This window comes from Macellibacteroides fermentans (assembly GCF_013409575.1).
In the GTDB taxonomy this organism is placed as follows: Bacteria; Bacteroidota; Bacteroidia; order Bacteroidales; family Tannerellaceae; genus Macellibacteroides; species Macellibacteroides fermentans.
On record NZ_JACCCY010000001.1, the window covers coordinates 398,386 to 423,716 of the forward strand.

The following is a 25,331-nucleotide window of genomic DNA, read 5'->3' on the forward strand; positions in this document are numbered from 1 at the left end:
GTCTATCTACAGCTACGGAGCAATTTACAAAAGCTCCTGTAGCTGCGCTATATCAGTAATAATTTTATCGTGTTGAACAGCCGCCTCGGAATCGTCCCATCCGGCTCCTTTAATCCAGATTGTGTCGCATCCCAGCGACTGTGCAGGCTGAATATCTTTGCGGTACGAGTCACCTATCACCACCACCTCTTCGGGTTGCAGGGCAAGCGCCTCCACTCCCAGACGGAAAATAGCCGGATCCGGTTTACGCACCCCCACTACGGCCGATTCAATCACAACCGGGAAATAGGATGTTAGTTGGAAGTCATCCAGCACAGCCTGAATATTACCATAGAAATTGGATACCAGCACCATGGGATAACGGGCAGACAATACATCCAGCGTAGCCTTGGCAGCCTCAACCGACTTACGGGCATCCTCGTAACAGCCGGTGGCAATGGCATCGATTACAGAATCGGTTGTATCGTTCTTAGATAAGATCCCTTCGCCCAGCAGGTAGTCGAACTCGATCCTGATCTTCACCTGCATCAACCGCAGGAAATTATCCTCCGGTTTAATGTACGGATTTACGGCCAGGGCTCTTTCGGCATACACATACGCGTCGCGAAAGTTGGCTTTGGAGATAGGCACACCGGCCGTCTGGTATTGGTTCCAGATAACTTCCGCCCAATGCGTACCATTGGAATCGATGGTGGCTCCATAGTCAAAAATCAAACCTTTAATCATGCTTTATTCTCTTTATTTAATACAAGTTGTTCTGTTTCTTTGCAGATCCGTTCGTGGGTGGTGCGCATATACAGCAACAACCCGTTCAGCACCGTAAGTTCGAATACGAAGTATATCCAGGGCATATCGATCAGCAGAGATACGAAAAGCACAATTACACGCGTATTGAACGACAGGATATTGGTATACTTCATTAAAGGCTTGCTCAGCGCACGGAAATGCTCGCGCAACCATTGGGGCATTTCGCGGTCGCCGTACACATTACGAAGTGTAATACGGAACTTCTGCATGGCGGGCGTCCGCTGTTCCTGTTTCTGGGTGTAAGGAACATAAAAGAACATAAAGAACTTCTCCACCGGATCCGATTTCCAGGTAATCTCCTTGTTACGTGCCACCAGGATAGACGAATCTTCAAGCTCGCTGCCCTTCTTCCCTTTCAGGAAATAGAGGTGGAAGTTCCTGTAATAATCGGCCATGGAAGCCTGCATGCTATGAAAATACCCGGCTACGGCAGCCATCAGCCAAATCCAGATACCAAACTCGGGGGTAAGCCTAAAGCAGATAGCCGCATAGATGGTGATAAACCAGATATCGCCGCAAACACCATCCAGCACACGTCCCAGACGCGAATACTGCCCCGTCATACGAGCCAGCTGTCCGTCGGCGCTATCGAAAGAGTTCGCCCAGATAAGCAACAAGATGCCCGGAATGGTGTAGGCAAGATCATCAAAATAAAACAATACGCCGGCAGCCACACCCAAAAAGATGGAAGCCACGCTAACAGCGTTGGGGGTTATGTGTAACCGTTCAAATAATTTGGCCCACAGATAACCGATGGGCCTGTAAAACGCCAGGTCGATAAACTCTTCGGTGTCCATCGACTTCAGCGTAGATTTAATTTCTTCTTTCATGCCAATAAATCCTTACCACTTTCAATAATACAACGTGCTATATGAGGTGCAGCCTGATCTCTGCAAGGGGCAAAACTGGGCCAGTCGTTAAAATCGATGATACGAATCTCGCCTTCGGGCGAAATGATACAGTCGCCGCCATAAATCTTAACCTTCAGCACCTGTGCAGAACGTTCGCATATAGCGTGCATATCCTCCACCGAAAAGGCAATCCCTGTAGCTTTACCGTTAATCTGCTCGTGTCCGAATTTACTGTGATTCATATTAAACGGATAAAACCAATAGAAGAAATCACTTCCGGCCACACCGTAAAACTTAACCAGGTCGCCCACCAGATGCTCATTTATCACTGCATTGGGAATACCACGCAGGGCATATTCGCTCAAGATACCTTCGGCCTCTTCGATATGTCGTACGTAGGTTACATCTTCGCGGTGTATCGCATGGAAATCGCCCCGTTTGATCCAGCAATTATCCATACCCTCTTCTTTCAGACGCTGGGCAATATGATGATCTTTGGTGGGAGTTATAATACTTCTGGGATGAGGTATGTTATTGTCTACCAGCAGACGCGTCATCTGCTCGCGGGTACAATTGGAAATACCATAACCCGAATTCACCACCACAGCTCCCCTGTTTTCGTATTCTTTCAATTTTTCCACGACCTCTTTACTTCGTGCCATGGTGAAGATAACCGGTTCCAAAACTTCCCGGTTCAATACATCTTCCTCTGTATAAGTAGCAACCTCGTATCCGGCCAACTCAAGGTGGCGGATCGTCTCATTAAAAACAGCCGCATCGTTTCCCACATGATTGGGTGAATAGCAGTTGCCCCGTACAATGCCGGCGATTTTATTTTGTTTCATTTACCCGAAAACTATTAATAAATAAAATTCTCTGCTTTTTGGATGTCTTCCGCATGATCGACATCAATAATCTTTGAAAACGGGTAGGCTTTAAGCTGCACCCCCTCCTCTACCAACCTGCGCTGATAGTTGCGCATGCGCGACACCCCGTCGTTCATACAGCCGTGCAGCGTATGTATTCCTGCCTGATTAAGGCAATAGATACCCCCCGAGATATACCGGGCACCGGGATACGCGCTATCCATAAAACCGGTAACCAAAAGCGATGGGTCCGTTGCAACGTATAGCGGCTTTTCGTCGTCAATGTAATCGGTAACCGCCATCAGTCCATCGTGTACGTCATCCTGTTCAAATGCCTTGATATAACTGGCAAACTCATCTTCCTTAAAGATGGTGTCTACCGTAGTAAGACAGAACTTGCCCCCCTCCAGCGAAGGCGAAAGCTCAAAAAAGCTGTGCATAGAGCTTGGTGTACTCTTAATTACAAGGTGTAAGGGCACAGGCAACGAGAGCGATTTGAGGTGTTCCTGCACCTCTTTCATCTCTTCGTTCACAATTACACTCACCGACTCGGCATGGTTGGCCACGAATATCCGGATCAACCGGTCGATCATCGCCTCGCCATTAAGCTTAACCAACGGCTTGGGCAACGACACTCCTTCTGATTGCAGACGCGATCCGAGACCTGCTGCTATAATTGCATATTTCATACCTATCAAAATTATATACAAACAAAACCCGGAAAGCATTGAACCGGATTCAATGCCTTCGCAGGGTTTCTTTTTACTTCAATCTATAGTTACTATATCAATCGATATAATCCAATGTCTCTTCACCGATGATGGTGCGCAATGTATTTTTCAGCTTGATATACTGTATAAACAAATCGTGTTCGGGAACATGTTCGAAGTCGTGCATCGGACTCTTGAAATAGAACGACAACCAACTCTGAATACCCGAGAAATTACAACGCAAAGCCAGGTCGGCAAACAATACCAAGTCCAGACAAAGCGGAGCAGCCAGGATCGAGTCGCGGCACAGGAAGTCAACCTTCAACTGCATCGGATAGCCCATCCATCCAACAAGGTCGATATTATCCCAACCCTCTTTGTTGTCTTTGCGCGGTGGGTAATAGTTGATACGTACCTTGTGGTAAATATTCTTGTACAACTCCGGATACAACTCGGGCTGCAGGATGGTATCGATAACCGAAAGCTTGCTGACCTCTTTGGTCTTGAATGAATCCGGATCGTCCAGCACTTCGCCGTCGCGGTTACCCAGGATGTTGGTAGAGAACCAACCGTCCAGACCTAACATACGCGTTTTAAGCATCGGAGCCAATACGGTCTTAAGCATGGTCTGACCTGTTTTGAAGTCCTTTCCGCAGATGGGTACATTCATCTCTTTAGAGAATTCCCACATAGCCGGCATATCCACGCACAAGTTAGGAGCACCCATAATAAACGGAGCACCTTCTGCGATGGCAGCATAGGCATAACACATACTTGGAGCAATTTGTTCCACGTTGTTTTCCTTCATGGCTTTGCGGAAACCTTCCAGCGTCTGGTGTTCGTCGGCCAACGGCAAATAGATTTCCGTGCTGGCAGCCCAAATTACAACTACGCGATCGCAGTTATTCTGAGCCTTGAAGTTACGGATATCCTCGCGTACCTGTTCCATCAGCTCCCAACGGGTGGCGGCCTCTTTCACATGTGTACCGTTCAAACGTTTTACAAAGTTCTGATCGAATGCGGCCTTCATCGGTTTGATGGCTATCAATTCGTCTTTAACACCTTCCAGATCCTTATCGGTAAGTACCTCGGCATGCTTTGCTGCAGCATACACATCTTCCGGGAATATATCCCATCCGCCAAATACGATATCATCCAACGTCGCCAATGGAACGATATCTTTTATCTTAGGGAAGTTATTCTCATTTCTTTTACCCAATCGCATGGTGGCCAACTGTGTGATTGATCCGATTGGAGTGGCTAATCCCTTTCTTACTGCCAATGTTCCTACTAAAAAGGTAGTCGACACGGCTCCTCCTACACCTACAACTAAAACCCCCAGCTTCCCGCTGGCTGGTTTAACTTCTACTTTCATTTTCATTTATTCATTAAATTAGATCCCAAAAATCTTAATGATCGAAAAACGGCAGCGAACTGCCGGTAACTCCGAAAACCGGGTACAAATGTACAATAAAGCATTACGCTAAATTGGTCTGGTTTTCTTCATTTCTGTTCCAAAAGTCGTTATAAGCGATTCCTTTTTACAAAGAATACACCACAAAATTATAATTTATTTTAATATTAAAACAGTATTACATGTTTTTTTTAAACAAAACGTAACGCATTACTCCTCTTTAACGGATGCGCACCACCCAAATCAAAAAGTAAAATGCAGACTAACACGCAGGCCGCTGGTATCTACATCCGGTAACTCCCTGTAGGTTAGTCGCCATACATAATCGAAGCGCAGAAACCGCAAAATGTTCTCCACCCCTACTCCAACTTCCATATACGGTTTTTTACCCATCTGGTAAGACCCTTCGGGAAACAAGAACAGGCCGTCGCTCTTGGCCGGATTGTTCTTATCGCTCAGGTCGCCGTACAATCCTCTAAAGGTAAGCACCTCTCTCCACTTCAGCTCTTTTACCAGTGGCAGACGGTTAAACAACACCCCGTTTCCAAAATAGGTAAGATCCCACGAAGCATACCGGTCGTTCAGAAACTCCATGGCATTCATCAACGCATACGATTCGTACTGAATGGTGTACGACAGGTTGGCGTTGGGAATCATCAGCAACGGGAAAGGCACCTTATCCCATATCTTACCCGCCTTCAGAATCACATCCGTATACCCGAAGGCCGAGAACCAGAAACGCTTCTGGAAACCCAGATCCGTACGGTTGTAATCGTAATCGGCACCCAGCACCCCCTTACGGGCCACAATGTGCGAAAGGGTAAAGATAGGCGCATCGAAGGTGATGGGGATACGGTTGTTACGGGTCTGGTAATACTTTTCGCCCGGGGCAAAGCGCAACCTGAACTCCATTTCACCCATGGAATAATCGTTAACAGCCCGTGTAAGTCCGTCGCCCTCCTTCTGCAGAAACGGTACATAGTCAGTGGCTGTCTCGGTTTTATGCCGCAGGGTGGCACCGTAGGAGAAGCCCGAATAATGCTCGCGGTTGTAGCTCAGCTCCGCCTTACGGAGGTAAGTAACCCGGTCGTCTTTCTTCCGTTTAAAGGAAAGAAACATATTATCCATGTTGGTATACAGGTAATGCTGTCCCAGCTGATTTACATCATACTGATATTCGGCCCGGATGGAATGCACCGGAAACTCGTTGGGATGCTCCTTTTTATCTATCAGCGAATACTCCACACCCCCCGAATACTTTAGTTTCCGGTCTTTTGTACCGTAGGCCATGTAGCCGTCGGCAAACAGGCGGTTATTAAGATAAGCCGTGGTTGTGGCGCCGGCCCTGAAGCGCAGTCCCTCCACCGCATTTCCGCTGATGGACGTATTCATCGGTCCGATATCCACTTTGCTCTTTTTGGCAGCCGTGGGAATGTAACCCGAAACCAGCACCTTCACCACCTGTTCGGTATAATAGAAAAGAGGAACCTCCCTCAAGCGGGCCAGCATGGCATCCACGGTCTGCTCCTTCTGCCCGATGGGGATGTGCCTGTTCTGCTTCCAGAACTCGTTGTCGTGAAACTTAGCCTCGGCCAGCTCGATAACCTCCCCGGGACTGTTAAACACCGATTCGTCGGCCGGCTTATCAAAGGTATGATTCTTATAGGTAACCGTTCGTCGCGCATGCAACCCATCCGATTTACCCGTAAGCTTGAAAGACACCGATATATCGTCGCGGCTGATCAGCCGGGTACCATCCGGAGCCCGGTCGTACTCCTGGTCGATCCGCATCCCCTCCACAAAGTTAAGGTTGATATCCTTTGGTATCTGCAAAGCCACCTTCTTTACAAAGTGTGTAGAATCGAGGGTGATGTACAGATGCCCGGTAAAGCCGAACGACTCCGAGTTGAAAGGAACAAACCCCAGATCCATGCACGGTTCGCCGTTTACCTGCACCGTATCCATCAGGTAATACTTATAGAATGAGGGCCCCATGGTGGAAAGCGGACTCACAAACCGGTTCAGGAAAAGGGGAATATCATTCTTGAAAAGATCCACATCCTTCAGCACCTCCTTCAGGAACTGCTGCACCCCCTCCTGCGAGAACAGCTCGTCTATCCCCGACCGCTTGATGCCGCTCACCACCCGTTTCTCCTCCTTAGGATCTTTGCGGTAGTACACATTCTCCAGCGACTCCTTTACGGAGACATTCAATATAGGCTGACCCGTAACATCCGAGGTATCCACATAGTCCTTCAGGAAATCGAACTTCTTGTACAACCCCTTCTTCTGCTTCTCCTCGTTAAAGTTATTCAGGGCAAACGTCATCTTCTCATACTTCTCGTACCCGTAGTAGTCTTTGTTTCTGGGATCATTCTTCTCTTTGGCATCAATCACCTGCTTTACAAAGGCCACGGCCGGATTGCCCTTCTTTACATAACGCTCCTTGCCGGGTTTGATAACCACCTCATTGAGGGCATAGGAAGTAGGCGCCATAGAAACCTTCAGGTTGTTTTCGCGTCTCGATTTCAAGGTAATCAACTTCTCGTTGTACCCCAGACACGAAAATACAAGCATGGTGGAACGCGAAGGACTTGCCAGAGCAAAGTAACCATCGGCATCGGTGGTGGTTCCCTGGTTAGTACCCTTAAGCAACACCGAAACGAATGGAAGTCCCTCGCCCGTAATCGAATCGAGCACCATCCCCTTCACCGTAGTCTGAGCCACCCCCCGTGCCGGAATCAACTGCATCAAAAGCAACAGCGCTACGTAGCCTATATATTTTGTTGGCATCTTTTAAAATAATTGGAGTTTAACACCAAACGAAAGACTCAGCACATCGCGTGGGTTAAGATATTTGTTGGTCGCCGCACTAATAAAATACAAATCGGAGGTACTTAGTTCATAGAACAGCGTAACTTTTTTATTTGGATTGTTTTTATCGCACGAAAAAGAGAGGCGCTGTCCCACAAAGATATTGGCACGCAACTTGGTGGAAAACCCGTAGTAACCAGACGGATACTTCTCCGGCTCCTTGGTCCAGAACTCATTATCCAACAGCGTGGTTACATACAACCCGCAGGCCAGGGGCTCCAGACTCCAGCGATCGTTCAGCTCCACATTCCACGGCATAAAGTTCTGCTTCAGGGTAAGGGTAGCCTTGGCCCGTTTAGACGAATACCGCGGCACGATGCCCAGCAACAAATCCGTCTCCCACTGATGATTCGATCCATACTGCCATCCGGTACCTACAGACATGAAACCCATCGATCCGGCATACTGCAACTTGGTGTACCGGGGTATCAGGTGATTCCATACCCTATGGAACTTCTCCACCCCCGGACTATACGTCTCGGCAGCCGTAAGCGAATAGGCCATCATCAGCAACACCACAAAAACTATTATCTTCTTAATAATTGACAACTTCATAACTATAACCGTTTGTAGTTAAGGTAAATACCATATAATTCCGCTGCTTCATCGAGGCACACCCGTAATAGATGATGCCATCCTTAAACACATCGGTTGTCTGCAGCTTATGGTTGTGGGCATGCAAAGCAAACTGCAACGAAGGAAACTTCTTTATTTCCGCATGAAACAGTCGGGCTACGTTGTTATTAAACTGATCGTCGTAAGGCTTTACATGCATAACAGCCACTGTTTTAGAATACCGGGCCGAGTCCGCCACCTCACGGCTTATAAAATCGAAATCGGGTACGGGATGCGAATAATCGTATTCCAGCGCATTGGTGTTCATGCACACAAACTTGGTATTACCGGCAATAAAGGCAAAGTTCTCGTCGCCGTACACCTGTTCGAACACCTCTTTTCCGTTACCCAGGATATCATGATTCCCAATCAGGGCAACATACGGAATACGAAGCCCCTGCATGATATCCCTGATCCAGAGAAACTCCTTTGTAATTCCAAAATCGGAGATATCCCCTCCGTGGATAACAAAATCGATGCTATCCTGCTTGTTAATATGTTTCACAAAATCGGCTGTCTCGTCGTACCATCGTTGCGAATCGCCCATAAAAGCGAAACGGATCGTATCCTTTCCGGCGCATTGCTGCTGTATCTTTTCAATATTCTTTAAATTGATATTTGTTTCTCCGTCGATACGTACATCATATGGATGATATTCTATTAAATCACAACCTGTAAGCAAAAAACCTAAACACAACCCTATTAAAACACCTCTTTTTATCATATTCACTCATTTGATGACGATGCAAAGTTACGAACCCCATCTACACGCAAAAAGTTCTATTTCTCTTCAAAAATAGTCCAAAAAGAGGTTGATTATTAAATTATTAAACGCGTATACTACTGAATATATGCCATTTACAACTACCCTGAAGATATTCTTTTTAAGGTTATCTATTCAAATTAAAAAGTCCGACTCTCACGGGTCGGACTTTTTGTTTTTGTTGTTTCATTTAGCGTTAAATCTATAGCCAAGTCCAAACATAAGATTGTTTGGATCCTCGAAACGGTAAAGTTGATATCCTGTATGCAAAAAAACATTATCCGTAATATAAGTCTTCAACACAAAGGTTTGATAAAATGAATTAGTATCGCCTCCCTTGCACAGGAAATTCTTTCCAATGCCAAGGTTGATTGAGAAAATAGGCATAACAATCTCAGCACGCAATGAGAGACCTGCCGAAAACTGCTCTCTGAAGGAGGGTCTGTAGAATTTAAGATCCTCTGGGTTACCTGGAATATATTCGTTGGCTATATGCTTACCGATGTTGGCACTTTCGTCATACTGTAAGTCAAGAGAGACACCAGCACGGAAGTATTTATTGAAGTTATACAAAGGGTTGAAGTTTAGCCCTATAACACCAAAGGAACCAGGAACTAGCATAGGGCCTGAATCTTCAGGGTAGATGCCTTTTTTTCGTGTTGAACCATAGAGAATAAGGTCATAGTTAATATAAGAATTGAATACATGTTTGCGTGATTGATAGGGAAAATATGTAGATCTTTCGTTGTTTCTGAAAAAGCGAATCACACCTATGGAAGCATCAATTGTGTTAACTCCTGCATTGGGATAACTGGTGTTACCATTGGAATAATGTGTCAAACCCACACCACCACGCAGGTTTGTGTTTGAAGAAAGTTGCCAATTCAACAGAAGACCAAGATGAATATAGGCGTTGGTATTAGAGCCAACAACTTTATTATGTGGATTTTTTTCTTCATCATACTTCTTCCAACCAAATGAAGCTCCAAAATTCCATTCATAATCGAATGACAATTCCTTAGTGATGTTTGCTATCCTTGATGTTTGGAAGACGTAAACGGATAGAGGATTGCCCAGTTCGGAAGAGTTGAAGAAGGTATTATAACCAACTCCTACTCCCTGTATGGCGTATGGATATACATTGCCCAAATAGCTGTCAGGAGCGAACTTGAAACCATACTTCAGATGTCCAGATAGTGTAGAGTTCATCTCCTTTTGGGCGTTATTACTACCTTTAAAGAACTCGTGAGTAGGGAACAGGTAACTTGGTTTTAAATCAAGTCCTATAATCTGTATGATTTTGTTTGAAGTAGTATCTCGATCAGTGGCTAAACCATCTATAGATATTAACGTCAACAACAGAATAGCTACAATCGTTCTGTTTACAATATTATTCATATTAGTTTTCATCCAACACTTGTTTTAAAATATAATAATCCATAGGCTCACTACTGTATAGTTTACCTGAGGAAGTTATTTTCTTACCCGTTCTCGGATTCGATATATATATTTTGTAGGGCACGGAATAGCTTCTCATTACATTAAAAACTACTACTTTTATTTTATCGAATCCATCAATCGTTACATCAACGGAAAACTCTTTGTCTAAATCTACTGCTAAGTGTTGTTCTTGAATGCCAAAAGCAATTTTGGTATCACGGAGCACAGGCTTTCCATCGGCTATATCCGGGATAGTTATTTCGGGCAGTGGAATGCCTAGTAAATTAGTGAATAACTCCTCTCTCCATACTGTTGTTGAATTAGAAAAGAGGATTTCATGTGAAGATTTATTATACGGAAGGACACTAAAAGTTAATGGTGAGGAAGCATTGTTCTCAATAATAATATTCTGCATTTTCTCTAAACGACTCACATCCGTTTCAAATTTATCGAAGTCATACACTACACTGTCAATCTGATATTTTTGTGTGGGAGCCAGTTGCACTTCTATCTTTTCATATTTAAAACTGTTGCCTACTTCTATCAGCATTCGAACATTCTCATTAATCAGGTTCTCATTGAGTATCACCTTTAGTTTGTTCCCACCTTTTTTCTCTACTTGCACATCCATATAGTCATTTTTTAAATGAACAGTGCCCAATTCTTTCTCTTTGAAAGGTAGATAGGTTAACTCGCCATCAATGTTGTATGCATTGATAGTGTATTGATCAGACGTTTCACAAACAATATCAATAAGCCCCCAATTGTCTGACTTGAAATTTATTTCTTTACTATTATTAGTTTCTGAGATTGTAATCTCATCATCTCCTTTAGACATATAATCGTCTATAAAAACATCCCCATTGCATCCAGCAAGAGATATCAACATACTTAAACACAATACTCTTTTCACTTTTACAGTCTTAGTATAATGGATTTCTATTATACAAAGATAAGTTATTTATCTTGTTTTCCACATTTTCTACATCTTAATTAGTTATTCCGGTGATATGCACCCACCCAAAAGGCAGATATGCCTCAATTTTATGACTTAACTAATATTTCTAAATCTGACAATTTACAGTTTTTTCTTAAACTCTCTCCTTTTAATTCAAAACGATGCGATGTGTCAACCTGTAAGATATCAAAATCCGACTTTCTCCCATACCGCGCTGCTAATTGCTGCGCCTTCTTACTCATACTGTTATAAAAGCACATAGACCTTAGAGTGTTTAAGATTCAAAGATATACTATTATTATAATAATATAAAATTAAAAAGTCCGACTCTCACAGGCCGGACTTTCGCTGTATTTAAGAACTGGCTTCTAGTAAAGAACCAGTGAACACTATTATTTTTCGTTACGAACGATAATGATTACCCGTCCATTTGCAACTAATTATACAATGTTGCATAGCAGACCGGACAATTTGGATAATTTATTTATTAAACTATTTGCGCGAACATTATAGTGTGTGCAAATATATCCGGCCCAGTTCATTCTTCAAAAAGCATCATATCTGCTAATTGCAGAAAGTAATCTGTTTAAGGCTTTAGTATTTTTACTATTTTCTTAAATGTAACTTTTTTCTTACCCACTTCTGCGCATTGTTCAAAAATACGATAATCCATCTGGTAGAATGCATCCATATCGAAGCGAAGGAATTCTTCCAGGTAAGTAAGTATTTCTTTCTTAAACCGCAAATTCAGGTTCGGGGTGTGAATGATCAGATCACATAAGGCTTTTTCTGGAGTAGCAATAAGAAATGCTGTTTCAGCATGGATTTCCTGCCTGATACCGATGGGGAAATACTCCTTCTGGCATTGTGTATATATAAATCTTCCGAGTTGATTATTAAACTCTCTGGAGTGCTTGACAGTCATCGATAGGTTAGCGTAAACACGTTCCGGAATCAGCCCAAAATACCTTAAAGCCGATTCCATAGATACATACGAAGGACCATAAAGATGATTAGCTATCAACTCCAGCGATAGAAGTTTACCGCTTTCCTTTGGCGATACAACATACATCCCCTTCTTAAGTCTTATAAGGACTCCGGACTTCTCCAATTCGCTGATTTTGTTGTTCACCGACTTATGGCTGGGAAACATTGATCTTAACACTGCAAAATCAACGGGCGTATTACCAATCTCTGTAAGTGTTGTCATCTAACCTGATTCATTTTGAGAGCAAATATAGTAAAAACAGGAACACATAATACAAATAAATTCAATTATCTGTACTTAATTCAGCTATTTTATACAAATAACTCAAATACCTTTCAGTATTGTACCTTTTCAGACCTACATGAATCAAAAAATGGGTAATCCCCTTGTTATAATTAAAAAGTCCGACTCTCACGGGTCGGACTTTCGCTGTATTTATTAGACTCTTTTTACCAGATCTCTTATAGACTCCTCCTTCACAGCAAGCTGATGCTGAACTATCAAATCGTAATCACAGGATTTATCTCCCAATTTACAAATAACTACTAATAATTCAAGGATTAAAAGAAAAGAGAACATAAACATGTAAAATCCTAATGCAATACTACTTTTAGACATAATTCGCACCAAAGCTTTTAGCTCTTCCAAAAAACCGGTCTTGGCTTCCAATTCTTTTTTAAGCTCGGCTGCCACATTAAGTTTTTTATTATTGTATTCATCCAGCAGCTTTCTCATATATTCCAAATTCTTCTCATTGGAAATCACCTGTTTTAGTCTGGGATTTTCAATCGGCGTACGCGTTATTGAATTCGATTTTTCTTTTACTATGCTACCATCTTTCTGTACAACAGGAACCTCGGTGGTTACCGATTGTACAGTCATTATTGTTGGACGCTGCGCAATTTCTTCGTTCAATTGCATATTCACTTTATCCAATGAATCGATGGCAAAAGACAATCTGTCAATTTCGGCTTGAATTACAATCTGCCTCGCAGGAGCAATTCGGTTAACCTCTTCCGTTCTGATATCAATCATCTCCTTATCAACGTCATCTCCAAAAATGATCTGGTCGATGATTGTAGAGCCCAGAATCGCCATTATAAACGCCAAAAGTACTCGTAATGCTACTACCCAATAATTTTTTACAACTGTAAGGATAATCTGTCTTTCTATCTGCACAACTATTATTACAAATACAAGAGCAACAATAATACAACCCCACCATTGCAACCCCACATATCTATCTGCAAAACAATATCCGGTAAATGCCCACAGAAGAATTAATATAAGCATCGAAGATGTATATTTCTTTAATGCTTTATGACTTGCCTCCGTACAGTTGGCAAGAATATTACGATTCCATCCGGTAATGAAACATCCAAATTTAACCCAGGGACTCATGATCTTTGAGATTTAAGCGTTTCTAACGAAAGTGCCGCAAGTCCCCTAAGAAATCCTCTTTCGTACGAAAGCAGCATTCCGATCATATACCCGGTATTGTTTCTTAAGTCTCTTTCCATTTCCTCCAGTTGTCGCTGATGCTCTGTAAGGGTTTGCTTTCTTGTTTTAAGTTGCTCTACCACATCAACCAAACCGGCTTGAGCACGAGATTGAATATGAAAATCTATCTCTCGTACATCATCCATGTATTTAAGTTTTACCTGTTTAAATCTTACCTCCAAATTATTTCTGATAATAACTTTATTCATCTCCTTGTACGAATTATCCGGGTTACAAAGAGCATCTTCGTAACCTTTCGTTTCGTAGTCTTCCTTCAAAAATTGATATATCAAATCGATCGGCATAGACGATCCATACGTAATTGTAGTTGTATTAGCTGAATCATCATTGGGGTCTGAATTATCAATAAGTTTGACAGATTATTTTTCAATCGAAATCATAATTATTAATAAAAAAAGTCCGACCCCCACGAGCCGGACTTTTACTGTATGAATCTTAAGCCAGCAACTTATACAGGTAACTGGTTCCATAACACTTATCTATCCGTACGCACCTCTATAACTTCCTGCAGGTTGGTGGTGTAGCAGGGTGAGAGTTTCTCGCGGCGGAGCTTCCATTTGCGGCCGGAGCCTTGTACGGCAAGGCTTAATTTGCGGTGGTCGAAGCCGGAGTTCAGAGCATCCATCACCTTCATGATCTTGGCGTGCTTTTCGCGGTCTACGTTGTCAAACAGATCCATCTGCACGGCGCTTTCGTCCACTATTTCGGTGATTATCACCCCTGCTTTTTTAAATTGATAGCCTTTTACATAAATAAGGCGTAGCGCCATAAGGGCATACTTTACCAACTCCAGCGAACTGCTGGTGGGAACAGGCAACTTGATTACATAATTCTTAAAATACTGAGGCAGATCACTCCGGAAGTTATTGGTATGAATAAAAACCATGAGCGAAGCAGCACACGATTTTTGAGCACGTAGTTTCTCGGCACACATACATACGTAGGTAGACACAGCCTCTTCCAGTTCGGAGAAATCCGTTACCATGTGGCCGAACGAGCGCGAAGTACAGATCTGCTTCTTAGGTGCAGGGGCCAGTTCCATTTCAATACACGACTCTCCGTTCAGCTCTTTCCACATACGTTCGCCCACCACAGTCATCTTCTGCCTTACCCAGGCCTTGGGAAGCTGAGCGAAATCGTAGGCATTCTTCACCCCGTGTTGAGCCAACATCTTAGCATGCTGCCTGCCTATACCCCACACATCGCCAATTTCCGTGAGTTGCAGCGCCTTGATACGCTTCTCGTCAGAATCAATCAGGCATACCCCTTTGTAGTTGGGATATTTTTTGGCAAACTTGTTGGCCACCTTGGCGAGGGTTTTGGTAGGCGCAATCCCCATGCTGATAGGTATACCCGTACCTTGGGTTACCGACTTTACAATCTGTTCGCCGTACGCCTTCAGATCCAGTTGGCCGAAACCACCCATGTGCAGAAAAGCTTCATCAATGGAGTATACCTCCATCTCCTCCACATACGAACCCAACATAGACATCACCCGGTTCGACATATCCCCGTACAACGTATAATTGCTGGAAAACACTTCAATGCCATATTGGTCAATCGCATCCTTAATCTGGTAGGCAGGCACCCCCATTTTAATGCCCAGGGCCTTGGTTTCGTTGCTGCGTGCAATCACGCACCCATCGTTGTTAGAAAGTACAACAATGGGCGTAGTACGCAGCCAGGGCTTAAACACCCTTTCGCAGCTTGCGTAGAAATTATTACAATCCGCTAACGCAAACATGGGCTATCTCCTTGTATTTCGATGCTTTTTGATGGAATAGGTAACAATACCCCAGATGATAAATTCGTTTCCGGCAGTCACCTTTATTGGTTGAAATTCTTTATTGGCAGGTATCAACCATACCGCATCCTGTTCTATCTGGATGTATTTGAGGGTGAACTCCCCATCTACACAACAGACTGCTAAATCCCCGTTACGAGGTTCCAGCGACTTGTCGATAATCAGCAGATCGCCGTCGTGAATATCAGCTTCTAGCAAGGAATCACCTTTCACCCGGCCGTAAAATGTAGTAGAGGGATGTTTCACCAGCTCGTGATTCAGGTCGATGCTTAAATCAAGGTAATCCTGTGCCGGAGAGGGAAAACCCGCCCGGATCCCCTCTTCCACAAACGGAAGTTCCACACTACTGGATGTGTCAACTTTAAAGATATCTAATTCCGACTTACTATTCTTCGTGTTCATTGTTCTGCAAAGATAAAACAAACCATGCATAAAAATACTATAACAGAATAGACGAATCTTTGGGATTCTTCTTCAAAAAATCACTTTTAACGGTATGGGCATCCATCCGTTCGGAATCAAAAGTGCGCAACATGGCAGCAATATCGGGGCGCTTTAATGATGGATCCAGCCACTTCTCCTCCTCTTCAACATGTAGGATAACAGGCATCCGGTTACCCGTTTTAGGGTTGTTATGAATAAAGCCTGTCAGTTGATTGGCCTGGGTGGTAAGGATGGAGAAGGTATTTAGAACCTCACCGGTCAGCTTGTTCTGCCAGGTGTCGCACACCCCGGCAAAGGAGAATATCTCCAAATCCCGTACAAAAATAAAGTAAGGTGTTTTTGTTCCATCGGCTTCGTGCCGCCATTCAAAGTAGCCCGTACTAGGAACAATGCAACGTTTAGAAAGAATCGGCCCTCTGAAGGAAGGGAGTTCAAATACAGTTTCCGACCGTGCATTATAGGTAAACTTCCGCATCTTATCTGCATCCTCCGGTGTCTTACACCAAAAGGGAATCAACCCCCATTTACGCACCTCGAGGGATTCGGAAGTCGTTACCACCGCACAATCGGGATTGGTAAAAGCCGATTGCCTGTACTGTTCTTCCAATATCTCGCGAGCAATCTCGATTATATCTGATTTCCGTCCATACCGCGCCGCCAACTGCTGCGCCTTCTTACTCATACTGTTATAAAAGCACATAGAACTTAGTGTGTTAAAGATTCAAAGATATACTATTATTATAACAATATAAAAGCAAAAAGTCCGACACTCACGAGCCGGACTTTCTTAACCAAAACCTTACCAAGCACAATGGTATTAACCATTTTCTTGATGTGGTACAAATATAAGTTATTTAAAGAATCATTCAACAATTAAAGTTATGTTACATAGCAGTCCGGTTAATTAGGTTAATTCATTTATTAAACTAATCGCGCGGACATTATAATGTGTGCAAATATATCCCGACCAATTTACTACTTAAACCAGCAACTTATACAGGTAACTGGTGCCGGCTACCGCTATCAAACACCAGCCAAGCAGGTTGGCGGCTCCATATTGCTCGGAGGTGCAGGGGTATCCGGAGGCGGGCGCTGACTGAGGGTTACAATTACACCCAGGGCAGCCAGGGCAATCTCCTTTTCTTCCATTACAAGAGCCAGGAGGATAAGGATCTTCAGGAATGTGAGGGTGGACTTTTTGCTGTTTCCTTTTCCGAAAAAAGCAGCTTGCCACTACCAAAATAAATTCAATGATCTGTTTTACTTGTTTCATCTTTCTGTTGTTTTAAGGGGTTGTGTTGAGAATCAATCTTTATGTTCCGGAAACTGCAACGCTATCAGCCTTTCCATATCGGTGGAAATCCGTATTAGCATGCGTTTGTAATTTTGGCGGTTGTCGCCGTTTACCTCGCTGATGTATCGGCTGTAGGCTATCTCCTGGGCATAGGCGGCAGGTACATTGCTTACGTTTGCGGCAACGGTATACGAGCTTCGTATGAGTCGGCAAAAATCGAAGAAGCTATCCCTTGCCGAAGCATAGCTGCGAAACAGCAATCCCGTTTCGTTGAGCCTTATTTTTTCGCCTGCCCAATAATCGGTCGGGCCACCATAGCCGGTTATTCCAAAAAAGGAATTATAATCTTTGGATAATCTGCTTTCCGCCCATCCGCTTTCGATGGCGGCCTGGGCAAGCACCACCACCGGATTGATATTAAATAGTTTCCCCGCCGCCTGGGCCAGGGGATAAAATTGCTGTACAAAAATTTCTTTTATCATGTGTTAGAATTGAAGTTTCGTATTGAGTTTTCAGGATGAAAAAGCCACCCCCAGGAGGTACAAAACCTCCGGGAGGGGCTTTGGGGTTAGTACACGTGCTCTTTATCGCACTTTTCTTCTACGGTTATCGTTTTAACCACCTGCTTTTCGAACTTTGCGTTATTGATGATATAACGCAACTTAGCGCCCGGACGGAACACGATCTTCGGTCTCTTGAACATCACAGAGGAAAAATCCTCCTCCGTATCTGCTCCCCCGCTGCCGGCCAGCATCTGGAAATTCCCCAGATCCTGAAGTTGGACCACATAGCCTTCTGCCAGCCTGGAGGCCAGGGTATGGGTGGTGGCATCCAGCACCGCTTTTACATCCGCACTGGAGGCGGTACAGTAATCGCCCACTGCCTCGCAGAATTTATCAAAATCCATTTTCATACTCGCCTTGGTCTGACCGTAAAATAATTTACTGTCTGCCGCAGCATTCTTTCTCATATCCTTCCGTCGTACAACGGTAAATTGTAAAGCCATCGTTAAATTGTTTTTAATTGTTTGTAAATAAATGCTTTGCTGATCAACAGTACAAATATACCACCCCCCGAAATCTCAAATCCACTTGTGTACACTTGTGTCCACCTGTGTCCACTTAAGTACAGATAAGTACAGATATGTCCACTTAGCCTATGCTTTACAGCATACCTAATTATAGATATTTACGTCCCTAAAAGTTGCATATATCAGGAAATAAATGTATCTTTGATAATAATAACATAATAATTTAAAACTTAATTTTTGACCTTAAATGAAAGTGTTCACTATTAAAAGTTATGGTTTCGGGGAGCTATCTTCCCTGTTTTCGCCCGATATAAACATGGCCTCGGCCTCCAAACAACTTAAACGCTGGATTACCGCCAACCCCAAACTCCTCCATCTCCTCCAACAGGAAGGATGGGAAAAAGGGCACAAACGGTTAACCCCCAAAATGGTGCAACACATCGTTTCCGTACTGGGAGAACCCTGAAATTACAGGGGTATTTCCTAATTCCAAATAAGCTTATTTGCACTTCAAAATAAGCTTATTTCAACACTCAAATAAACTTATCTGAGTCTTAAAATCAATTGATTTCAAGACAGGGAAAGCTTGTGCTTTTTTTTGAAAATAAACTGATAAAATATGTATTTACAAACGTATAACCAAATTGAAATTATGAACGAATTAAAGAAGAAAAGGTCTCGATTTAAAGAGTTGATCGAGACCTATTGCGGAGCCAACCCTTACAACTTCGACCTATTTTTAGCCAATGTAAGGAAGGATGAATATGCGCTCTCTATCATCCTCGAAATAATGGGATACATAAACGATCACGCCTATTTCAACAACAAGGAGCAGATGGTTTTTAAGAACAAATTCAAAAGCTATTTCCTCCCCAGGTTGCATACCATGCACAAGGAATGGGACAAGAATTACCATTACGAGAATTACATGCTCGAACTGAATGAGCATAGCTGCCGGAAAAATCGTGATGAGAAAAACAGGTTGCTGGCCAGAGAGTGTTTTTTAATTATTTACGGGCTTAGCATGGCACGAGTTATAAAATTCTCTTCCAAAAGGCATTTCCTGAAGTGCATCTGTAAGCTGCTAAAAATAAATTACAGGCTTCAAAGTATACAAAATGAGTATAATTTGACTGATAAATTTGCCGTAATAAACGCGTATGAGTCTGTAATAAAGAAGATTAAGGAACACAGTCAATGATTGAAAGGTTAATAAAACCGCCAAAAAAGTATAATCTGACCTTCCAAAAACATGTCGTATCATTGCAGTCGAAAGCAATTTCAAGAAACGAACGAAACAAATCTCCTCCGCTTGCGGAAGCGATTTAACCACAAGACCAAGACGGGAGGTCGCCACAAGTTCCCGTTTTTTTAAACTTTTTGTTCCGGCAAATCTGTAGATTAATATTAAATCAGGATTAATTTTAAAATTGTATTAAAGAACATGAATATTATATTAATAAAGGAGTTTACACCAGACATGACAACGACCTCATTAGAGGCCGCATCGATCCAAGGTTTAGGGGGTGCATTCAGTGGTGCAAAACAACCTTTCTACAGCAAAAACCGGAACTTTACCCAATTATCCAACATAATTATGGAAAAATCGTGTTCCATGCGCAGACTTATCAACGAAGGGTATTGTGCAATTCCCAGAACCGTGTTACACAACCTTACGAACCAGGACGATCTGGAGAGACTTGTTGCCAATCTCTTATTTAATTTTTTCATGGATGCCCGGTTCGTAGATGGCACCATGGCAATTAAAAATTCGGTATATCCCTGCCGGCGCGGTCAGCTGATTATTCAGCAAAAGAAAATGGCGGCTCAGCTGAATGTAAATTACCGATTATTTAGACAGGCTATGGATTTTCTAAAAAGCGATGGCATTATCGAAGTGGAACGCCTGAAGGACGGCAGCCGAATCACCATCACAGCCTACGATATGTTGGTAGGGGCCAAGCTGAAAGAGCATAAACCGGCCGAACCGAAGAAGTTGCCCTGCGATGTGTACGAGATCAACATGCGGGAGATGTTTCCGGATCAGAACAGCAATTAATCAAAACAAAACAAACACGGTGCAAATCAATCCGTTTGCACTATTAAATCAATCAGTATGAATAACATTTCATTGGAATTTAAAGAAGAGATTTCCTTACTTTGTGCCCTTATTACGGGTCAGACCTGCATGGGTGATATCTACCCCCGACTTAAACCGGAGCATTTCGACAGCAAGCCCTTCGGCTTTGTGTACGAGGCTTCCGTTAACCTGTACAACAACGGTATTCCCATGGACCTTACCTTGCTTGAGGAGGAGATGCGGCGCATCGATCCGGCCTATTACAACGAGATAAACGGTATCGATGCCGTAAAGGATTATTTCGGATTGGTGCTGGACGGATGCAACGTGCGGATGTATGCGGATCATATCATCGAAGGGTTTCAGCGGCGTAAGTTCTCCACACTTTCTACCGAGATGCGCGCCAAAGCGGTGCAGTACAACCTTTCCATGAAGCAGATTCTGGAAGATACGACGCTGAAGATGCAGCAGATCAGCTGCGTGGGAGTGGATAATTCAACCATCCGCCAGGTGTCTCAGATTGGGGAAGAGGTGATTGCCAAACACGAACGGATGCTGCAACAGGATGTGCATTCGGTGGGATTGTCCACCGGTCTGAAAGGGTTGGATGAGATAATAGGCGGTCTGCTGCCCGGCGAGGTGCCCTGTATCGGCGCACGACCGGGACAGGGGAAGTCGGCTTTGGCACTCTTTATTGCCCTGCAGGTGGCGATGAGCGGACATCCGGTGTATTTTATCACCCTCGAAATGAGTCTGGAACAGCTTTACGGTCGTATCCTGCTGTCGCTCTCCGAGGTATCGGCCGCCAATTTACGTCAGCATGGACTTACCGTTACCGAGATCGAGGCGGTTCGCAACCTCAATAAAACCAAGTTGGCCGAGCTGCCGCTGTATATCGACTACATTCCTTCGGCACGGGTGGAGGATATCCGGTCGAAGGTTAAGCTGGCGCGCAACCGCAACCAGTGCGATCTGGTGGTGCTGGACTACCTGCATCAGCTGGAGCTGGAGAGCGACGCCAATAACAACCACGCCACCACGTTGGGTTTTGCCATCAAGCGCATCAAGGATCTGGCCATCGAGGAGCACATCCCCATCCTGCTGCTTTCGCAGCTGAACCGCGACATCGAGAAACGTACCGATTCAAAGGATCCCCGTATGAGCGACCTGCGCGATTCCGGTGTACTGGAGCAGGCGGCGGATATCGTAATCTTTATAAACCGCCCCGAACAACAGGGTAAAACCAAGGATGTAAACGGTGAATCGCTTGCCGGGATAGGCTTCCTTAAAGTAGCGAAAAACCGAAACGGAAGCACGGGCATCACCCGTTTCCGTTACAATGAGAACATGACACGCCTGAGCGATTATTAATTCACAACCGGTCTGCCGCCATCGTAACCGGCGGCAGACTTTCCTTAAATCATCCATACCATGAGTATCGATTACGAACAACAGACCCGCGACCTGAAGGATTCGCTTTGCATTGAAAAGGTGATTGGCGCCTACGTGCACCTGCAACAAAAGTTCGGCGGCAAATACATCGGGCTTTGTCCCTTTCACGACGACAGTCATCCCTCTATGCATGTACACCAGGGGAAGCAGATCTTTAAATGCTTTGCCTGCGATGCCGGGGGCGATGTGTTTTCATTCATTCAGCAATACGAACGTTGCAGCTTTGTGGATGCCGTAAAGCTACTGCGCGAACGGTGGGGAAACGGTTCGGAACCGCTGGTGATGCACACACCTCGCAAAGTGGAAAAGAAGCCGGTGGTGGAACTTCCCCCTGCCCAACAGGAGGCCATCGAAGCCGCCAACATCCGCTTCCTGAAATCCCTCAGCGGATTCCACCCCGAAGTGGCCAGCCAGTACGATCCCGACTTTGCACAAACAAACGGTACCGGCTTAGATAAGCCCATGGATTCCGAAATGAAGTTGAGCGGAGTGAAAGCCATTGAGCCATCGGGGAAGTATCATCCCGATTGCCATGGCATCGCACAGACGTATATAGATTACGAAGTGGGTATGGCAGGGATGTCCGTGCTTCACGGATTTTCGGCCATGGCGGGACGTATTATCTTTCCCATCCGCGATGCCGGCGGCAGACTGGTAGGCTTTGCCGGACGGACCACTTTCAACCCCACACAGGAGGAGAAAAAGCACGTACAAAAGTATCTGAACAGTAAATCGGACGGATTGTATAAAAAGAGCGAAACCCTGTATGGATTGTTTCAGGCAGGCAACGCCATCCGCAACGAAGGATTCTGCTTCCTGACCGAGGGCTACAAAGACGTGTTGTCCATGGTGGCGGCAGGCTATCCCAATTCGGTGGCACAGTGCGGTGCAGCCTTTACCAACGAACAGGCTTTGTTGCTGAAGCAATATACCAACCGCGTGGCCGTATTGATGGATGCCGACGAGCGAGGTCGCGAAATTGCCGCCAAAGCTATCCATGTATTGCAAAGCAACGGCCTCCAAACCTGCGACCTGGTACTCCCTCCGGGCGAAGACCCCGACTCCCTTTTCCGCCGACTGGGCCGCCAATCCTTCCGCGCCATCATCCGCGAATCCCAACTAACCGACCAAATCCAATCCACCACCCCCAAAAGCGAATTGCCTTTGCAAGCCACAGAAGAATTCGGTACGCTGATAAGCGACCGCCCCCGACTGGAAGCCCGCGAAGCCGAGCTACGCAAACAAATAGGAAAACTATACGACAAGCGATTCATAACCGGAGCCGGCCCCGACCGCATCCAACTCAACATCGACCTGATGCACCTGCACACCCAACTAAAACAAATAGGCAAACAACTAAACCGCCCCAAAGTCTGGCATTAAAACAAAAGGCACCGGTCGGGTAAAATCTACCAAAGTCAGAAATTACAACACCCCGACCGGTTGCCTTAAAATATTCTTTCATTATTTATTTGTTAAACATTTCTATTTCTTTTACCCCCGTCCACTTTTCGCAACGGACGGGGGTTTAAAAGAACTTTCAAAACCCCCACCGGTTGCCATTAATTTTCCTGTAATTTATCTTAAACAGAACCAGTTTTATAATATGGAATCAATTCCATTTGCAACGCGATACTTTGCTTCGGTCACCTCCTTATTAGTCATCCTTCTTGAAACTTCAATAAAAGCAACTGTAAACAGGTTATTCAACTTATCGAACGCAGCAGGTTTAAGCGTTACACCTTTATTCAACAAATCCATCCACAACACACTCTTATTTATATAGGTAAGAGGATTCATATAAACAGACAAATCTTCCTGTTCGTGGTAGATCAAACCCTGATTCCTGGACTTTATCTTCATCGCCTCATTACATGCACCTTTACAGCAATAATACGCTTTTTGGTAAAATTCTTTTAGGTTGTAAGATTTGTGTTTAGTAGTCCAGGTCACAAATATTCCGGATGCCGGATCGGTAAGCAAGTCTTTTCCACAGTGTTCGCATAACAATTCGGTTTTGGAAATAAATTCTTTCACTTTCATGTTGATAATTTATTTGTTAAACTACACAAAGATGGCCCAAATATTCCAATTCCGCAACTAATTACTTATCCATCCTCCAAAACCCAGATAAATCATTAGTTTATTATGTGCTCCCCCTCTGTCCCTAACGAATACCATTGGAGATGACGAGGATTAATATTTGGCTGAGATTATAAACATGTAAAACTTAATAAAATAATACCCTTTAAAAGCAAAAAACAATAATTAAAATAAAAACACCTCAATTAATTTATTTATTGTACAATTATAACTATTTTCTCAAATATTTACTAAATTTGTATGCAACATAGAAAATCTCTTTTTTTGTTTATTATATTTTCTATATATCTCACTTATTTTAATTGTGAAAATATTAACATTTATCGTAGTAAATAATGTAATAAAATAATGACAAAAGAATCTGATAATATAAGAGAACAAGTTTTTAGAATAACACAAACTTTTCTAAAAACTCCACCATTAATTGTTTGGGGTTCCGGTGCCACTGTGCCTTTCGGCTTACCAAGTATGTTTAAATTAAATGAAAAACTAAAGGAAGAAATCATAGGTTTTGACACAACTAATACCAATTTAGAATTGGAATTAGGAAAAGAAAAATATAAAAACCAAATACCAGAAATAAAGAATGTAATTTGGAATGAAATAAATGGGGCTGACATAGCTGTTTTGGAAAAAATCACATCAAATGAGATTGATAGTTTCAAAGGAATCAAACTTTTAATTGATAAATTCATTGATGTACACCCAAAAGTATTGAATATCGTAACCACTAATTATGATAGAGTCTTAGAGTATGTTATGGCCTATTATAGTATCAATTTTACAGATGGTTTTACAGGTAAAACTCTCTCCTGTTTTGATGAAAATTTATTTCAAAATAAAGATATGGTAAATTTAATCAAAGTTCATGGTTCTTTAAATTGGTTTGACGTTTCAGGAGAACTAAGATTTATGAATAATTGTTACGCTCAACACTCCCCTAAAATAATTGCTCCAGGGAGAAACAAATTTCAAGAAGCTTATAATAGTCCGTATAGAGAGCTCATTCAAAAAGCTGACACAATAATAAAAAATGCTTCTAGTTTTCTGATTATTGGGTTTGGATTCAATGATGAACACTTAACCCCTCGAATAATAACACAAATAAAAAAAGGTGCTCCTGTAGTATTAATTACAAAGAGTATAACAGATAGCACATACAAAGAAATAGAAAAGGCTGAAAAGTACATCCTTTTCGAGGAAAAAGAAGTTGGTGTTACTAGAATCATGTATAAAAACAACAATATTAATAAAAAGATGGATGTTACTTTAAATGGAAATTTTTGGCAATTGAATAACTTTATCGAAATATTATAG

The 25,331-nt window shown here is 43.3% G+C and carries 26 protein-coding genes; 6 read left to right on the plus strand and 20 right to left on the minus strand.

Going from position 1 to position 25,331, the window contains the following annotated elements:
- Positions 1-24 precede the first annotated feature (24 nt).
- The 19 genes from F5613_RS01625 to F5613_RS01715 all read right to left on the minus strand — a co-directional run bounded on the left by F5613_RS01625 (position 25) and on the right by F5613_RS01715 (position 18,355).
- The gene (locus F5613_RS01625) at positions 25-726 is read right to left on the minus strand and encodes an HAD family hydrolase (protein WP_179398417.1); all 702 of its coding nucleotides are present in this window, start codon (positions 724-726) and stop codon (positions 25-27) included.
- The gene (locus F5613_RS01630) at positions 723-1,637 is read right to left on the minus strand and encodes a CDP-alcohol phosphatidyltransferase family protein (RefSeq protein WP_179398418.1); all 915 of its coding nucleotides are present in this window, start codon (positions 1,635-1,637) and stop codon (positions 723-725) included. The genes F5613_RS01625 and F5613_RS01630 overlap by 4 nt, the downstream gene beginning before the upstream one ends.
- A complete protein-coding gene (locus tag F5613_RS01635) occupies positions 1,634-2,503 on the minus strand; it encodes an ATP-grasp domain-containing protein (protein ID WP_179398419.1) in 870 nt (289 codons plus the stop codon). Before F5613_RS01635 ends, F5613_RS01630 begins: the two co-directional genes overlap by 4 nt.
- Positions 2,504-2,517: 14 nt before the next feature.
- Positions 2,518-3,213, minus strand: a complete 696-nt coding sequence (locus F5613_RS01640) for a nucleotidyltransferase family protein (protein ID WP_179398420.1) — start codon at positions 3,211-3,213, stop codon at positions 2,518-2,520.
- Between the two features lie 97 nt (positions 3,214-3,310).
- The gene (locus F5613_RS01645) at positions 3,311-4,609 is read right to left on the minus strand and encodes an inositol-3-phosphate synthase (RefSeq protein WP_179398934.1); all 1,299 of its coding nucleotides are present in this window, start codon (positions 4,607-4,609) and stop codon (positions 3,311-3,313) included.
- A 282-nt stretch (positions 4,610-4,891) separates the two neighbouring features.
- Positions 4,892-7,441, minus strand: coding sequence for a DUF5686 and carboxypeptidase-like regulatory domain-containing protein (locus F5613_RS01650; RefSeq protein WP_179398421.1), 2,550 nt, complete (start codon positions 7,439-7,441; stop codon positions 4,892-4,894).
- Positions 7,442-7,444: 3 nt separating this feature from the next.
- The gene (locus tag F5613_RS01655) at positions 7,445-8,077 is read right to left on the minus strand and encodes a hypothetical protein (protein WP_179398422.1); all 633 of its coding nucleotides are present in this window, start codon (positions 8,075-8,077) and stop codon (positions 7,445-7,447) included.
- Entirely contained in the window at positions 8,058-8,861 is an 804-nt protein-coding gene (locus tag F5613_RS01660) for a metallophosphoesterase family protein (RefSeq protein ID WP_179398423.1), read from the minus strand. The genes F5613_RS01655 and F5613_RS01660 overlap by 20 nt, the downstream gene beginning before the upstream one ends.
- A gap of 225 nt (positions 8,862-9,086) precedes the next feature.
- The gene (locus F5613_RS01665) at positions 9,087-10,310 is read right to left on the minus strand and encodes an acyloxyacyl hydrolase (protein WP_246303313.1); all 1,224 of its coding nucleotides are present in this window, start codon (positions 10,308-10,310) and stop codon (positions 9,087-9,089) included.
- Entirely contained in the window at positions 10,300-11,178 is an 879-nt protein-coding gene (locus F5613_RS01670; RefSeq protein WP_218858854.1) for a hypothetical protein, read from the minus strand. Before F5613_RS01670 ends, F5613_RS01665 begins: the two co-directional genes overlap by 11 nt.
- 706 nt (positions 11,179-11,884) lie before the next feature.
- Entirely contained in the window at positions 11,885-12,508 is a 624-nt protein-coding gene (locus tag F5613_RS01675) for a type IV toxin-antitoxin system AbiEi family antitoxin domain-containing protein (protein ID WP_179398425.1), read from the minus strand.
- A gap of 216 nt (positions 12,509-12,724) precedes the next feature.
- Positions 12,725-13,687, minus strand: coding sequence for a DUF4407 domain-containing protein (locus F5613_RS01680; protein WP_179398426.1), 963 nt, complete (start codon positions 13,685-13,687; stop codon positions 12,725-12,727).
- Positions 13,684-14,064 (minus strand): hypothetical protein, encoded by a 381-nt coding sequence (locus F5613_RS01685; protein ID WP_179398427.1) that lies wholly within the window; start codon positions 14,062-14,064, stop codon positions 13,684-13,686. Before F5613_RS01685 ends, F5613_RS01680 begins: the two co-directional genes overlap by 4 nt.
- 218 nt (positions 14,065-14,282) lie before the next feature.
- On the minus strand, positions 14,283-15,551 hold the full coding sequence (locus F5613_RS01690) for a Y-family DNA polymerase (RefSeq protein WP_179398428.1): 1,269 nt from the start codon (positions 15,549-15,551) through the stop codon (positions 14,283-14,285).
- Positions 15,552-15,554: 3 nt separating this feature from the next.
- Positions 15,555-16,013 carry a LexA family protein gene (locus F5613_RS01695; protein WP_179398429.1) on the minus strand — a complete coding sequence of 153 codons (459 nt, stop codon included), beginning with the start codon at positions 16,011-16,013 and terminating at the stop codon, positions 15,555-15,557.
- A 37-nt stretch (positions 16,014-16,050) separates the two neighbouring features.
- Entirely contained in the window at positions 16,051-16,755 is a 705-nt protein-coding gene (locus F5613_RS01700) for an SOS response-associated peptidase (RefSeq protein WP_179398430.1), read from the minus strand.
- A gap of 279 nt (positions 16,756-17,034) precedes the next feature.
- Entirely contained in the window at positions 17,035-17,328 is a 294-nt protein-coding gene (locus F5613_RS01705; protein WP_179398431.1) for a hypothetical protein, read from the minus strand.
- 32 nt (positions 17,329-17,360) lie between these two features.
- Positions 17,361-17,831: a glucosaminidase domain-containing protein gene (locus tag F5613_RS01710; RefSeq protein ID WP_179398432.1), complete on the minus strand. Its 471-nt coding sequence runs from the start codon at positions 17,829-17,831 to the stop codon at positions 17,361-17,363.
- A gap of 86 nt (positions 17,832-17,917) precedes the next feature.
- Entirely contained in the window at positions 17,918-18,355 is a 438-nt protein-coding gene (locus tag F5613_RS01715; protein ID WP_068178817.1) for an HU family DNA-binding protein, read from the minus strand.
- Positions 18,356-18,626: 271 nt separating this feature from the next.
- On the opposite strand from F5613_RS01715, the gene F5613_RS01720 reads away from it, so the two are divergent.
- From F5613_RS01720 to F5613_RS01740, 5 genes are all read left to right on the plus strand, one after another.
- Positions 18,627-18,845, plus strand: a complete 219-nt coding sequence (locus F5613_RS01720) for a DUF4248 domain-containing protein (protein ID WP_079684258.1) — start codon at positions 18,627-18,629, stop codon at positions 18,843-18,845.
- A 186-nt stretch (positions 18,846-19,031) separates the two neighbouring features.
- On the plus strand, positions 19,032-19,580 hold the full coding sequence (locus F5613_RS01725) for a hypothetical protein (RefSeq protein ID WP_179398433.1): 549 nt from the start codon (positions 19,032-19,034) through the stop codon (positions 19,578-19,580).
- Positions 19,581-19,823: 243 nt separating this feature from the next.
- Positions 19,824-20,438, plus strand: a complete 615-nt coding sequence (locus tag F5613_RS01730) for a hypothetical protein (protein WP_179398434.1) — start codon at positions 19,824-19,826, stop codon at positions 20,436-20,438.
- A 57-nt stretch (positions 20,439-20,495) separates the two neighbouring features.
- Positions 20,496-21,830: a replicative DNA helicase gene (locus tag F5613_RS01735; RefSeq protein ID WP_179398435.1), complete on the plus strand. Its 1,335-nt coding sequence runs from the start codon at positions 20,496-20,498 to the stop codon at positions 21,828-21,830.
- A gap of 60 nt (positions 21,831-21,890) precedes the next feature.
- Positions 21,891-23,294, plus strand: a complete 1,404-nt coding sequence (locus F5613_RS01740; RefSeq protein ID WP_179398436.1) for a CHC2 zinc finger domain-containing protein — start codon at positions 21,891-21,893, stop codon at positions 23,292-23,294.
- Positions 23,295-23,510: 216 nt separating this feature from the next.
- Here F5613_RS01740 and F5613_RS01745 read toward each other — a convergent pair whose 3' ends face one another.
- Complete coding sequence (locus tag F5613_RS01745) at positions 23,511-23,954, minus strand: hypothetical protein (protein ID WP_179398437.1); 444 nt, start codon at positions 23,952-23,954, stop codon at positions 23,511-23,513.
- A 408-nt stretch (positions 23,955-24,362) separates the two neighbouring features.
- On the opposite strand from F5613_RS01745, the gene F5613_RS01750 reads away from it, so the two are divergent.
- Entirely contained in the window at positions 24,363-25,331 is a 969-nt protein-coding gene (locus F5613_RS01750) for an SIR2 family protein (RefSeq protein WP_179398438.1), read from the plus strand.